Below are 13,947 nucleotides of genomic sequence, written 5' to 3' on the forward strand. Positions count from 1 at the left end.
AGGAGCGAGGGCAATGGTGGAGTTTAAGCTTCCTGATGTGGGGGAAGGGATGCACGAAGGCGAAATCGTGAAGGTTCTGGTACAGGCGGGCGAAAGCGTCACGGAGGACCAGCCGCTGCTGGAAGTGCAGACGGATAAGGTCAATGCAGAACTGTCTGCGCCTGCTGCAGGCGTCGTTCAACAGATTTTCGTAACCGAGGGAGAGACGGTGGAAGTAGGCGCGACCCTGCTCGTCATCGATACGGGATCGGGAGCGGACTCAAAGGAGCAAGAGGATCCGGCTTTATCCGCTCCCACGCCGGATCAAGCGAAGGAAACGGCGGCTTCCGTACCTTCCCGCCACGAAGTGCGGCGCTCGCTGGCTACGCCGTATGTCCGCCAGCTGGCTCGGGAGCTGAATGTGGATATCGAGCAGGTTCAGGGTACGGGAAAAGCGGGAAGGGTGACGGAGGAGGACGTTCGCCGCTTCACAAATGCCAAGGCTGAAACAGTCAAAACAGCTGCTTCGCAAGCGGCTAAACATCCGCAAGGTACGCCCGGGGTGAAACAGACGGCAGCGGTCGCCTCTTCGCAACGGGAAAAGCCGGGACATGAGATGATCGAGCGCCTGCCTTTGAAGGGAATCCGGAAAAAAATTGCGGAACACCTGGTGAAGTCCGTTTCGGTCATCCCGCATGTCACGTCCGTCGACGAACTGGAAATGGAAGGGCTGTACGAATGGCGGGAGAGACTGAAGCCGTATGCGAGCAAGCGCAATATCAAGCTGACCTACTTGCCGTTTTTCATCAAGGCTCTGGTCATCGCCCTGCAGGAATTCCCGGTGATGAACGCTTCCATCGACGACGAAACCAATGAGATTTTGCTCAAGCGCTTCTACCATATCGGCATCGCGACGGATACGCCGGACGGGTTGATCGTCCCGGTCATCAAGGATGCGGACCGCAAATCGCTCTTTCAGATCGCTGACGAGATCAGTCGGCTCGCCCAGTCCGCGCGAGAAGGCAAGCTGACGCTGGATCAGATCACTGGCGGGACGTTTACGATCAGCAACGTGGGGGCCATCGGCGGACTGCAGGCGACTCCCATCATTAACCACCCCGAAGTCGCCATATTGAGCCTGCACAAAATGGAGAAGCGATGGGTCGTTCGCGACGATGAAGGTGTCATACGCCGGATGATGAACCTCTCTCTTTCCTTTGACCACCGCTTGATCGACGGAGTGACGGCCGTGCGCTTTACCAATCGAATCAAGGAATTGCTGGAAGATCCGAATCTGTTGTTTGCGGAGATGGTATAGATGGTAGTCGGTGAAGTAGCTGTGGAAACAGACGTAGTTGTCATCGGGGGCGGCCCGGGGGGATACGCTGCAGCGATACGGCTCGGTCAGTTGGGATTCTCCGTGGTCCTGGTAGAAAAGGAAGCGCTTGGCGGCGTCTGCCTGAATCGCGGGTGCATTCCATCCAAAGCGCTGATTCATGCTGCATGCGAGTTCGCGAAGCTGACGGGTTTGGCAAAGCTGGGAATTCACCTGCCGGAAGGAACGCCTGCGTTTCACATGTCGGGGTGGCAGGCGTGGAAGGAATCGGTTGTCGGGCAACTGAGCAGCGGAGTGGAACAGCTCTGCCACGCGAACGGCGTCACGGTGGTCAAAGGCACAGGAGCCTTTTTGTCAGATGATCGGATCGGGGTGGAAACCGGTCGCGATTTTGAGACCTACAAATTCCGCCATGCAATCATCGCTACAGGATCTCGTCCATTCGCGCCGGCATTTCTGAAACCGGACGGGAAAAACATCCTGGATTCTACGGATGCGTTGAATTTGCGGAAAGTCCCCGCGGCGCTCGCGATTATCGGCGGGGGATACATCGGAATGGAGCTGGGGATGGCTTTTGCCAAACTGGGCAGCAGCGTGACGGTGGTGGAGGCAGCGGAGCGCGTCTTGCCGCAGACGGGAGCACATCTCGTGCAGGAGGTAGTGAAACAGGCAAAAAAACGGGGCATGAAGATAAAAACCGGGACAAAGGTAGAGTCTGTCTTTGCCGGGGAGGAGGGGGTCTCACTCGAACTTGTATCCGAACGAGAGGGGCGTGAACAGATTTCCGCGGACAAGGCTTTGGTCACGATCGGGCGGTTGCCCAACACAGGCGAAATCGGTCTGACTCAGGCGGGGGTGGAGGTGGACGAGCGAGGCTACATCTGCGTCGACGAAGCGGGCCGCACAAACAAGCCGAACATCTTCGCGATTGGCGACGTGACGACTGGTCCTGCACTTGCTCACCGCGCCGCCAAACAAGGAATCGTGGCTGCCGAAGTGATCGCCGGAATGCCCAGCCGAATGGATTCACCCTATATACCCTACGTGATCTTTACGGAGCCGCAGATCGCCGGAGTAGGCTTGACGCGAGAAGAAGCACTGCAGCTAGGGTACCGTGTCAAAGCAGCCACGTTCCCGTATCGGGCCAATGGGAAAGCCTTGGCCATCGATGAGAAAGAAGGCTTCGCGGAAGTCGTCGTGGACGAGCAGACACATCTTCTCCTGGGGATGCACGCAGTAGGGGCAGACGCCTCCAACCTGATCGGCGAAGGCGTGCTCGCCCTTGAGCTGGCAGCGCGCGTGGAAGATCTGGCGCTGACCGTCCATCCGCATCCGACGCTGAGCGAGGTCTGGCTCGAGGCGGCAGAAGCTGCTCTGGGTCACGCCATCCACATCGTCAACAAGAAGTGAATCGAGCGAGGAAGCGTAAAGATGACAACCTCCTGAACGACACGCGGGTCGGAAAGGAGGTTTTTTGTCAGCCAAAACGCTTTCAGACAGTCGTCTGTTCCACGGACATGCCCTTCTACGGTCTCCTCCAGTTCATCCGGGTTATTCGAAGACTGTATCGATACAGTTGAGGCTTTCTCTATTATAATGTAGGGAGAGAGGGGGCGACGGCATGAAAAAATTCATGTCCATACAGTCCGATCTGGAGCGCAAACTGCAGGAAGGCCATTACCGGTCAGGGGAAAAGCTGCCCTCCGTTCGGGATGCCGCGAAAATGTACGGATGCAGCATCAGCACGATCATCCGGGCTTATGCCGAATTGGAAAGCCGCCATGCGATCTATTCGATACCGCAGAGCGGCTATTATGTGGTGGAAAAGCCGGGAGGTCAGGAACATGCCGTACCCAAAAAAGATATCGACTTCGCTTCCGCGTCGCCGGATGTGGATGCGTTTCCCTATTTGGATTTCCAGCATTGCCTGAACAAGGCGATCGATACCTATAAATACCATCTGTTTACCTACGGGGAACCGAAAGGACTGGAAAGCCTGAGGCACAGACTAGTCTCTCACTTGGCGGACCATCAGGTGTTTGCGCATGCCGAGCGGATTGTCGTGACGTCCGGTATTCAGCAGGCATTGGAAATCCTGGCGAAGATGCCGTTTCCCAATGGGAACCGAACGATTTTGGTGGAACAGCCGAGTTACGATCTGTATTTGCGATTTTTGGAGGCGGAAGAAATCCCGGTCACCGGAATCGCCCGCAGCGCGTCGGGAATCGATTTGCGAGAGTTGGAGGAAAAGTTCAAATCGGGCGGGATCAAATTCTTTTACACGATGTCGCGATACCATAATCCGCTGGGGACTTCTTACACTGTCGAAGAGCGGAAAGCAATCGCCAGCCTGGCCAGCAAGTACGATGTATATGTCGTAGAAGACGACTATATGGCCGACCTGGGGGAAGAACGGGGGTTTGACCCCATTTACGCATACAACCGAACCGCCCACGTCGTGTATTTGAAAAGCTTTTCAAAGATCATCTTCCCAGGTCTCCGTTTGGGAGCCGCCGTTTTGCCGGGACCGCTGCTGGATGCCTTTTCCGCTCACAAACGGTATGCCGACACCTCGCTGTTGTCCCAGGCAGCGCTGGAAGTGTACATCAAAAATGGCATGTACGAGAGGCATAAGCGGACGATTTCCAGGAAGTACGCCACACGGTTGAACGTACTCGCTGAGGCTTTGCAACCATACGTGAATGCCGGATGGGTCCACACGTCCGGTGTCAGCTCGTGGGTATACCTACAGCTGAGGCTGCCGCAAACGGTGAATGTGGAGCGGCTGACTCAGCGGCTTGCGGCCCGAAAGATCAGCGTGATGCCTGGAAAGCCGTTTTATCTTTCGAGCTGGATGGAACGGGAAAAGTTTTTGCGGATCAGCATCTCCCGGGCACAGGTTGAACAAATCCCGTCCGGGGTAGAAGCCATCATGGAGGAGATTCGCAGGGGAGGCTCGTAGAACGGAAGTGAAGATCGCTTTTCAGCAGGCAGGAAAAAGACTGAAACGGACAGAATGATCTGGTAAACGGGGGGTGTTGGATGATGATGGAAAATCCAGTGAAACAAAAACTGCGAAATGGCGAGAAAACAGTAGGAGCGTTTCTCGGAATCTACTGTCCCGAGCTGGTTGAAATGATCGGCTATTCCGGCTTTGAATTCATCATTATCGATGATGAGCACGGAGCTTTCAGTCCGAGGGAGCTGGAACACATGATTCGGGCGGCGGAAAACGTAAACCTCGTTCCGATCGTCCGCGTCTCCTACGATCCGTCCGGTATCCAGAAAGCATTGGACCGTGGAGCCAAAGGAATCCAGGTCCCGATGGTCAATTCAAAGGAAGAGGCAGAGCAGGTGATCCGCCGTGCGAAATTTCCGCCTGCCGGGCAGAGAGGGGCGGCTTTCATCACAAGACCTGCGCGCTACGGGCTTGATCACGGAAAGCCGTATGTGGATGCGGCAGATGAAAACGTCCTGGTGATTGTGCATATCGAGACGCCTGAAGCAGTGGAACGCTTTGAGGAAATCGTTGGCGTGCCTGGCATTGATCTGGCTTTCATTGGTCCCACGGACTTATCGATTTCCATGGGGTACAAAGAAGAGGGAGCGAGCCATCCGGAGGTGCAGAAAACGATCCGGCAGCTGCACGAACGCGCTCGCAAGCAAAACATCCCGCTCGGCACGATCGTAGCGAATGCGGCTGGCGTGCGCCAGGAACTGGAAGCGGGTACTTCTCTGGTGGCCGTGGTCGTTACGTCGGTCATCATGTCTGCTTTTACCGAATTGGTGAAGGCGGAGTCCGAGTGGAAATAGCCCGTCATTTGCGGGGGAGTGAGGAGACGGGGGGAACGGCTGCTTCTTTTGGGGAGCAAACCTCGGACCGAACTCAGAGAAAGAGAACGAGAAAGCCGGGGAGAAGCCGCTCCCCGGTTTTTTAGGTGCTTCGTTGGCTGGACATGAAGGAGTGCAAACGATTGCTCGGGTAAACGACTCGCGTATTTGCGAGAGTCTGCGAGTTTATACTACGACGACTACCTCCAGTTTCTCGCGGAGAGGGAAGGTCAGCCATCATGGTTTTCGACTTTGCATAGAAAGGAAGGCGCTGAGTGAAAGTCATCACGACCGGGCAGTGGGAAGAAGAGCTATGGTATCAGGCTGAAGCCATCTACAATGCGGCTTTTCCCGAGGATGGCCGGAAGAGCAGGGGCATCATCCGCAATATGTTTGCCCAAAACTTATGCTACCTCCACGTCGGTTATCTCCAGGGTCAGGCAATCGCAATGGCAATCACAGGCAAAACGGAGGATTCCCGCGCCTTGATCATCGATTACTTTGCGGTAGACGAGAAGCGGCGAGGCACGGGGATCGGGGGCACTTTTCTGGAGGAAATCAAGAAGTGGGCCATCGCTCTTCGGCGGATCCAGTTTTTGTTGATCGAAGTCGAATCGGATGAAAGCGAGGAGAATGACAGGAGATCGCGCTTTTGGGGCCGCCACGGCTTTCGCAGCACCGCGTACGTTCACCAGTATATATGGGTTCCCGAGCCGTACCGCGCGATGTATTTGCCGCTGATTCCCGGACAGTTTGCTTTCGATGGACAAGAGCTGTTTGCTTCCATCACCCGTTTTCACCAAAAGAGCTTCAAGTGGCGAAAAGAGGCTTTTGGTCCTGACCCGACGAATGGTTAGAGGACAGACCTTGGAATCCTTTCCATGGATGGCAAGTGAAGAAAGGAAGGTGTTTGCATGAAAGTCGACTTTGACGAAATCGTCAACCGCAGAGGCACGTATTCCCTCAAATGGGACGGCGGCGCGTTCATCAAAAGCGCGGGCCTGACGGAACGGTACGACGAAGAGACGTTGCCTCTGTTTACCGCGGACATGGATCTTCCCGTTCCCCAGCCCATGATCGATGCCCTTCATAAAACGGTGGACCACAGAATCTTTGGGTATTCGATCATTCCGCCGGAGTACTATGAGGCGATTCAATACTGGTTCCAGAAAAGGCATGACTGGGAAATCCGGCAGGAGGAGATCGTGTACAGTCCGGGGACGGTCCACGCACTGAACGTCGCGGTGAAGGCATTCACGGAACCGGGAGACGGGATCATCATTCAGCGTCCGGTTTATCCGCCGTTTACCGCCGTCATCGAAGGCAATGGAAGACAAGTGCGCAACAACGCCTTGCTCTGTGACGAAGACGGCTACTATACCATCGACTTCGAAGATTTTGAAGCAAAAGCCAAAGAGGAAAACACAAAGATGTTCATCTTGTGCAACCCGCACAATCCGACAGGCAGAATCTTCACTAAAGAAGAGCTGAAAAGAATGGCAGACATTTGCGCAGCAAATCAAGTCGTGATCGTCGCGGATGAAATCCATGGAGATTTGATTCGATGTAACCAGACGTTCATCCCCATGGCAAAAACCGTGGAGAATGCAGACCACATCATTACGTGCACGGCGATCAACAAAACCTTTAATGTGGCGGGTCTCCATTGCACCAATGTGATCATTCCAAATCCTGCTCTGAGGGAGACCTTCACCAAAGTCTTGGGCTTCCAGCTGGCGTCGCCCTTTACCATCTCCGCTCTCATAGCGGCTTACAGGGAGAGCGAGGATTGGCTGGAGCAATTGAAGGAGTATATCGACGGTACAATGGAGTATGTCGTTAACTTCCTGCGCGAAAACATGCCGCAGGTCAAGACGAGAATTCCGGAAGGCACCTACCTGATGTGGCTGGATTTTAGCGGGTATGGTTTGCCGCCCGAGGAAGTCCATGACCGGATTTACAACAAAGCGAACGTCATTTTGGAAGACGGAAAAATGTTTGGTGAAGAGGGCCTGCAATATCAGCGGATATGCATCCCTTCTCCCAGACCGATGATCCGCGAGGCGCTGGAGAGAATCGCGAGAGAGTTTTCTTGAAGGAAAGGCACCTGATCGACCCGGTACGGTTTCAAATCGCTCCGGTGTCAGTCGGGTGTTTTTTTTTGCCCACCAATTCACAATGGGCAACTTTTTTTCGAAATGGTAAAATATGCCCGAAGACTCACTGTTTCAGATTCAGGGGGGCACCATCATTAATGGCCAGCTATTTCAAAGATTTCCTATTGAACATTTTCATTATTTTTTCCCCGCTGTTCCTTTATTCGTACATGTACAAGCTTGCGGCAAACGAACGTAGTTATCGGCTTTGGGTGTGCATCCTCTTTACGTTGACGTTGATCCTGACGATGTCCTTTCCCGTACATGTCAATGGATTTACGTATGATTTTCGTTCCATTCCCTTGACAGTCGGCTCGCTGTACGGAGGTCCAGCCGTTTCCCTTTTCCTGTACGGATCACTGATTCTGTATCGCTTCTTGATGGGGAACCCGGAAAATCTTCTCTACGCTTTGTCGATCCTGCCCAGCTTTGCCTTTGTGTGGTTCTGGCAAAGAAGGTACTTTGGCATGAAGCTGTCACAAAAAATCGGGGTGGCTGTCGGACTGAACTTCGTGATTAAGGTCATCGCGTTTTTGCTGTATCTGTGGCTGACCCATCAGCAGGGCCTTCTGCTGGACAATCTGCTCGTTACTCTCCAAACCTACCTGCTCCAAGCCCTGATCGTCGGGCTGTGTGTCTACCTCGTGGAATTTCTTCATTCGCACTATCACATGCAGGAAGAGATGGTCAAAAACGAAAAGGCAAAAATCGTGAGCGAGATGGCGGCATCGGTGGCTCACGAGATTCGGAATCCGTTGACGACGGTGAGAGGCTTTCTTCAACTGTTCGGCTCGGATGACATCGATAGCGCCAAGAAACAGTTTTATCAAAAAATTTGTTTGGAGGAACTGGACCGCGCTCAAGCCATCATTACCGATTATCTCTCCTTGGCAAAACCCGATCCGGAAATGATAGAAAAGATTGAAATCAATGCCGAGATTACTTATCTTTCCAATGTGCTTCTTACATACGGAAATTTCAATAACATTGAAATCAGGCAAGATTTTCTGCCTGACGATTCCCTCGCAATTGTCGGAGACCGATACAAATTCAGACAAGCTTTGATCAATATTGGCAAAAACGCCATAGAAGCCTTGCAGCATGGCGGTTTGTTGGAAATCAGGGCCAGCAGCTCGAACGGCCAGATCCAGATCGTGATCCGAGATACTGGCATCGGGATGTCCGCAGAGCAAATCAAGAGGCTGGGAACTCCTTACTACTCGACGAAGGATAGGGGGACGGGCCTCGGGACCATGGTCTCATTCGGGATTCTTCGAAAAATGAACGGAAAAATTGAAATAGACAGCGAACTGGGAATCGGTACAGAGTATCGATTGACCTTTCCTCTTGCAGAGTAATGAAACTAAGCAACATTCGACAAACATCGAGAAAGGAAACGGGACGAAGCAGGTCGAAGTCGTGTGAAAGCGGGCGACGCACATACGTCAGATGCCGTTCTCATAAAAATGGAAGTAGCGTGCGCAACCGTTTGCTAGCCATGACCAGCCAAAAGCAGCGGCAGTCTCTCTTGTTTGGACAATGAATCGACAGGGGGAAAGGGAATGAAGAGTATCTCCGAGTTTAAAATGACGATCAACGGTCAAGCGGTCGGAACCAAAGACGTTCTGCCCGTCGTCAATCCGGCTACGGAAGAAGTCATCACGTATGTGCCGAACGCAAACGAGAACGATTTGAATGCGGCCGTTAAAGCTGCGAAAGAGGCTTTTCCGGAGTGGGCGGCGAAACGGATCGAGGAACGCAGCGAGTTCTTGTCCAAACTGGCGGACGCCATTTCTGTAAACAGGGAAGAGCTGGGAACGCTGTTGACGCTGGAAATGGGGAGACCGAGAGCAGCAGCGATCAGTGAAATCGACGGAGCCTGCTATTGGCTCAGAGAAGTAGCCAAGCAGCGATTGAAGCGGGAAGTCCTCGAGGAGACAGAAAATCACCGTGTGGAACGATATCACACGCCTCTGGGTGTCGTCGGCGCCATCGTTCCCTGGAATTTTCCGTTCGCTCTGTCCATTTGGAAAATTGCCCCTGCCCTGTTGACAGGAAACACCATTGTCGTAAAGCCATCTCCCTATACGCCGCTCACCGCACTCAAAATCGGAGAAATCGCGAGCGAGCTGCTGCCGCCAGGCGTTCTCAACGTCGTTTCAGGTGGAGACGACTTGGGAAGATGGCTTACGGAGCATCCCGATGTGAATAAAATCAGCTTTACCGGATCGTCTGCAACCGGCAAGAAAGTCATGCAAAGCGCAGCACGCAATTTGAAGCGGGTCACCTTGGAGCTCGGTGGAAACGACGCGGCGATCGTCCTTCCAGACGCTGATCCCAAGAAAGTCGCCAAATCGCTTTTCTGGGCCGCATTCCGCAACAGCGCGCAAATCTGCGTCGCGACCAAGCGCATGTATGTGCACGAAGACATCTACGACGAGGTGCTGGCCGAGCTTGTGGCTTATGCCGAACAAGTCAAGGTGGGCGATGGCATGGATCCGACGACAGACATGGGTCCTGTGCAAAACAAGATGCAGTATGAAAAAGTAATCGGATTGATAGAAGATACAAAGAAAATCGGTGCCCGTATCGTGACAGGCGGGCATATTGAAGACAAACCGGGCTATTTCATTCCGGTCACAATCGTCGACAACCCGCCGGAGGATTCCCGCGTCGTAGTGGAGGAGGCCTTTGGTCCAGTCCTTCCCGTATTGAAGTACCGGGATTACGAGGATGTCATCGCGCGTGTCAACAACACCAACTACGGACTCGGCGGATCGGTGTGGGGCGAAGATCTCGAGCTGGCCACCGCCATCGCGGACCGGCTGGAAACCGGAACGGTATGGATCAACGAAGTCGGCGTCATTTCCCCTCATTATCCGTTTGGCGGGCATAAGGAATCCGGTCTTGGCATCGAACATTCGCTGGACGGCCTCGCCGAATACACCAATTCCAAGACCATCATGGTGAACAAGAAGAAGAACCGATAAAGAATGGAAAAAGCTCCAGGGCGAGGCATCGGATGAATCCCGCTTCATGACAGGGGCGGAACTCGTCATCGTCGGCGGCTGGACGGCTTTGTAAACGAGAGCGGATAAACGGGCAGGCGGAATGCGCACTGCCCGTTTTTTTATGGCTTTTCAGCGAATCTGCTGCTTCTTAAATGACAAGCCAATTGTATTTTCAACATATCTTCGTGACTGTCAAAGCTGAGCGCGAGCCTCTCTTCGATCCGTTTTAAACGCTGGTACAGCGTATTGATATGAATATGCAGCTTTTTTGCGGTGGCAGCTGCTGAGCGGTTGGAGCTGATGTAGACCAATAGCGTTTTCTCCAGCTCGTTGCTCGTCTGTTGGTCGGAGCGCAGAGGGAGAAAAATCTCTTCGGTAAACTTCTCGATTTCTTGTTCGGATTGGTTCAAAAAGAAACGATTGACCCCGATTTCCTCGTAGCGCATCAGACCGGATTGGTTTCTCCCCAGCAAAAACGAAACGGTTTTTTGCGCTTCCTCATAGCTCTTCGCGATGTCCTCCATATTTTTGTAGGCAGTTCCGATCCCCCCGTAAAAAAAGTGCGAAGCCGTTTGGTTCCATTCGTTGACGATGGCCATCAACTGGGAGATGACCATTTTGATTTCCCATTCATTTTGAACCGAAAACAGCAAGGTTACTTTGTTATGAAACCCGTAAATCAGTTTGTTCACAACTGACAGTCTTTGATTGACTATCGATAAAAATCGCTGGATTCTCGCCTCCACCTCGTACGGTTCAAACGAGCCCGGGATTTCACAGAACGCCACAAAACTGCAGGAAGCGATTTTAAAGTTAAGAGACAGCCCTTGTGAAAGCAGCTTGTCGGGATCCTGCTTTTCCAACAGTTGAGTGAAAAAGTTGTGCGCTTTCTTGTAGGTCAACTCGGTCATCGAGATGTTTTTGACGACCTCCAGCGCGAGGACCGATCCACTTTGCTCGATTGTGACCATCTCCATTTGCGTTAGGGGGCTGGACAGCCTGACGATCATGCAGCCCAGCAGCACGGATCCGATGACGATCGGGTAAAGAAAGTAATCTTGCTGAGAAAAACTCGCGGTTCCCGCCTCGATTCGCTGGTGATCGAAATAGGCGGAGACCCAGTCGAATTGGATGGGCCATGGGTCGCTCTTTCCCGGATAAATACCGGTATCCAGAAAATCGACGTAGGCGACAGGCCTGTCCAGCATCCGGTTGATGGCGGCGATCAGCTGGTTGATCCCTTTATTTTTCAAGGATAGCTGGGTAAGCGTCTCGTGGACGCTGATTCTTTTTGCAAGCAACTGATTTTTCTCATGCAGCGCGGAGCTGAGCTGAGTGGCCTCATCCAGATGGGTCCGGGCTTCTTTGTAGAGGGTGGCGTTGTGGTAGGCGATTGCCACTTGGGATGAAAAGCCCTGCAATAGTTTGAGGTCTCGTTCCGTAAAATTCTTGCTCTTCGCAAATTGAAGAACAGCCAGTGTTCCGATGCAGCTTTCCCCGAGCAGCACGGGCACGACGATCATTGCTTTGGCAAACCTGCTGTTTCGCACAAACTCCTCGTTTTCCAAAGACAGATGGGTATGATCGGAACGCATTTCTTCTGTGGTGTTGTAGATACGGGGGGTCCCGTCCACGTACACTTTGCCCGAGACATTTTCTCCAGGCTTTGTCTTGTAGTGCAAATAAGCATCAGGAAGCCCGACGATTGCAAGCGGAGTCAACAGGTCGGAATTGGAGTCATACAGGCGGAAAACGCCGGCATCCCCGGCAGGAATTACATTCAAGGCGAGCTGGAGTATTTTTTGCAAGAGGTCGGACAAGTCCAGGGTGGACGTGAGCATGTGCATGCTGTCGATCATTTTTTCCAAATCCCGCTTGAGCGGTTTCTGGATCTCCTCATGGTACAGTCCGCTGCATAGCAGATAGAGATGGCTCTGTTCCGCTTCGGATAGAAGAGCGGTGTCCGTATCCGCAAGGCAAATGACAATCTGGTAATCCAAATCCACATCTGCCGCAAAAATAGCATCCTTGTCCGCTTGCCAAAACGAATAGGGATGGTTCAGACTGTCGCGTCGAAGCTTTGGCGGCTGCTCCTGTTTGCCGGGGCCATTCGAGTAGCACAGAACCAGGGAATCCGGATGACCGATCCAGATCCGATAAGGTGTCTGCTGTACGAGAGCGGCGTTGAGAAAGGTATGAAGTGGTTCGAGATTTTGCATGGCTTTCAACCCCTTATGTAAAAACCTACAAGTATAGATTGATTTTTCGTTTAAAAACTACATAGTGTTCCTCCTATCTTAATTGAATAATAGATTTGGGTAAACCAAATGATGAATATTCTGAAAGGGGACATCATTTGGAAAAAAGAAGGCGGGAGTGAACCGGATGAAGCAGGGGTCGTTCAGTCAGAAGAAGTACGTCTTATTGTTGCTGCTGTTCTTGGCACAGATTCTAAATTTCATTGACAAGACCGCGATCAATTTCGCGGTGATTCCGATCTCGAAGGAGTTGCAGCTGTCAACGGATCAGGTAGGGTTGATCCTTAGCAGCTTTTTCCTCAGCTATGCGATCATGCAGCTGGTGGGAGGATATTTGGCTGACCGATTCGGGATCAAAAAGGTTTTGAGCGGAGCCGTCTTTCTCTGGTCGGCCGCCACAGTCCTGACGGGGACAGCGCGATCGTACTTCTCCTTGATGGCGTCGCGTTTCCTTGTCGGCGTGGGGGAAGGAGCCTTTCCGGCCAGTACGTCGGTGGCGATCGTCGATCATTTTCAAAAAGAGGTGCGGGCCCGCGCCAAATCGGTGATATCAGCCGGTGCTTCCGTGGGGTTTATGTTCGGCTCCATCGTCGTGACGCTGTTGATTGCGACATTTGACTGGCGGCTGATGTTCACCATTTTGGGCCTGATCGGAGTGGTTTTGGCGGCCGTGCTCTGGTTTCTCCTGAAGCCTGGCGAAAAGAAAGGGGAACAGGATCCAGGGGCTGCCAGCAAGTCAATCGACAAGACTGCGATCAAGCTGCTGCTCAAGAATCCGTTGATCTGGAAACTCATGCTGGCCGCCATGTTCACGAACATTGTCTTCTGGGGCCTCCAGAGCTGGCTGCCGTCGTACTGGGTAAAAGTGAAACACATGGACATGGTGTCCATGGGCCTGTATTCGTCCGTCCCGTACATTTTGGGCTTCGTTTCCTTCCTGGTCAGCGGCTGGGTCTTGGACAAGTTCCTTCCAGGCTACGAGAAGTACATGTTTATTGGAGGCGCTTTCTTCTCCGCGCTGTTTCTCTTCCTGATGTTCCAGACGGATTCCATTGTTCTCGCCTTTGGCTACCTGTCCTTGTCCAACGTGTTTCTGAATGCGATGAACATCACGGTGTTCGTACTCCCCATGAAAATGATCAGCGAAGCTTCGGTTGGTACTGCCACAGGGATTATCAACACAGGTGGGCAGATTGGTTCCGTGCTGACTCCGACCATTGTCGGCTTCCTGATCAACGCGTTTGACCAGAACTACCATGCCGCTTTTATGTTCCTGGTCGCCTCTGCCCTTGTTGTGCTGGTCGTCGGCCTGAGTATCAGCACCCGCAAAGCCGCAGCGAACCCAGCAGGAAATCTGGATGGAGAGACCCTCTGAC

At 52.9% G+C, this 13,947-nt stretch carries 10 protein-coding genes; 9 read left to right on the top strand and 1 reads right to left on the bottom strand.

The features are described from left to right. Positions 1-13 precede the first annotated feature (13 nt). The 8 genes from RGB73_RS14910 to RGB73_RS14945 all read left to right on the top strand — a co-directional run bounded on the left by RGB73_RS14910 (position 14) and on the right by RGB73_RS14945 (position 10,292). Positions 14-1,297, top strand: a complete 1,284-nt coding sequence (locus RGB73_RS14910; RefSeq protein WP_310773881.1) for a dihydrolipoamide acetyltransferase family protein — start codon at positions 14-16, stop codon at positions 1,295-1,297. Beyond that, on the top strand, positions 1,298-2,725 hold the full coding sequence (gene lpdA / locus RGB73_RS14915) for a dihydrolipoyl dehydrogenase (RefSeq protein ID WP_310773883.1): 1,428 nt from the start codon (positions 1,298-1,300) through the stop codon (positions 2,723-2,725). Positions 2,726-2,936: 211 nt separating this feature from the next. Next, positions 2,937-4,277: an aminotransferase-like domain-containing protein gene (locus tag RGB73_RS14920; RefSeq protein ID WP_310773887.1), complete on the top strand. Its 1,341-nt coding sequence runs from the start codon at positions 2,937-2,939 to the stop codon at positions 4,275-4,277. 80 nt (positions 4,278-4,357) lie between these two features. Next, on the top strand, positions 4,358-5,128 hold the full coding sequence (locus RGB73_RS14925) for an HpcH/HpaI aldolase family protein (RefSeq protein WP_310773892.1): 771 nt from the start codon (positions 4,358-4,360) through the stop codon (positions 5,126-5,128). A gap of 293 nt (positions 5,129-5,421) precedes the next feature. Continuing rightward, a complete protein-coding gene (locus RGB73_RS14930; RefSeq protein WP_310773896.1) occupies positions 5,422-6,003 on the top strand; it encodes a GNAT family N-acetyltransferase in 582 nt (193 codons plus the stop codon). A gap of 57 nt (positions 6,004-6,060) precedes the next feature. Beyond that, positions 6,061-7,242 (top strand): MalY/PatB family protein, encoded by a 1,182-nt coding sequence (locus RGB73_RS14935; RefSeq protein ID WP_310773898.1) that lies wholly within the window; start codon positions 6,061-6,063, stop codon positions 7,240-7,242. Positions 7,243-7,400: 158 nt separating this feature from the next. Then, positions 7,401-8,660, top strand: coding sequence for an ATP-binding protein (locus RGB73_RS14940; RefSeq protein ID WP_310773901.1), 1,260 nt, complete (start codon positions 7,401-7,403; stop codon positions 8,658-8,660). A 204-nt stretch (positions 8,661-8,864) separates the two neighbouring features. Next, positions 8,865-10,292: an aldehyde dehydrogenase family protein gene (locus RGB73_RS14945; protein WP_310773904.1), complete on the top strand. Its 1,428-nt coding sequence runs from the start codon at positions 8,865-8,867 to the stop codon at positions 10,290-10,292. A 140-nt stretch (positions 10,293-10,432) separates the two neighbouring features. Here the strand turns inward: RGB73_RS14945 and RGB73_RS14950 are convergent, their stop codons facing one another. Further along, complete coding sequence (locus RGB73_RS14950) at positions 10,433-12,532, bottom strand: helix-turn-helix domain-containing protein (RefSeq protein WP_310773908.1); 2,100 nt, start codon at positions 12,530-12,532, stop codon at positions 10,433-10,435. A gap of 166 nt (positions 12,533-12,698) precedes the next feature. Here RGB73_RS14950 and RGB73_RS14955 point away from each other — a divergent pair, with 166 nt between their 5' ends. After that, entirely contained in the window at positions 12,699-13,946 is a 1,248-nt protein-coding gene (locus tag RGB73_RS14955; RefSeq protein ID WP_310773911.1) for an MFS transporter, read from the top strand. The last annotated feature ends 1 nt before the right edge of the window (position 13,947 follow it).

The sequence above is a fragment of the Brevibacillus brevis genome, from assembly GCF_031583145.1.
Lineage (GTDB): Bacteria > Bacillota > Bacilli > Brevibacillales > Brevibacillaceae > Brevibacillus > Brevibacillus brevis_E.

Bases quoted from the DNA above. Each gene is read 5' to 3' on its own strand.
- RGB73_RS14910 (WP_310773881.1), top strand. From the start codon at position 14: ATGGTGGAGTTTAAGCTTCCTGATGTGGGGGAAGGGATGCACGAAGGC.
- lpdA (WP_310773883.1), top strand. From the start codon at position 1,298: ATGGTAGTCGGTGAAGTAGCTGTGGAAACAGACGTAGTTGTCATCGGG.
- RGB73_RS14920 (WP_310773887.1), top strand. From the start codon at position 2,937: ATGAAAAAATTCATGTCCATACAGTCCGATCTGGAGCGCAAACTGCAG.
- RGB73_RS14925 (WP_310773892.1), top strand. From the start codon at position 4,358: ATGATGATGGAAAATCCAGTGAAACAAAAACTGCGAAATGGCGAGAAA.
- RGB73_RS14935 (WP_310773898.1), top strand. From the start codon at position 6,061: ATGAAAGTCGACTTTGACGAAATCGTCAACCGCAGAGGCACGTATTCC.
- RGB73_RS14940 (WP_310773901.1), top strand. From the start codon at position 7,401: ATGGCCAGCTATTTCAAAGATTTCCTATTGAACATTTTCATTATTTTT.
- RGB73_RS14945 (WP_310773904.1), top strand. From the start codon at position 8,865: ATGAAGAGTATCTCCGAGTTTAAAATGACGATCAACGGTCAAGCGGTC.
- RGB73_RS14950 (WP_310773908.1), bottom strand. From the start codon at position 12,532: ATGCAAAATCTCGAACCACTTCATACCTTTCTCAACGCCGCTCTCGTA.
- RGB73_RS14955 (WP_310773911.1), top strand. From the start codon at position 12,699: ATGAAGCAGGGGTCGTTCAGTCAGAAGAAGTACGTCTTATTGTTGCTG.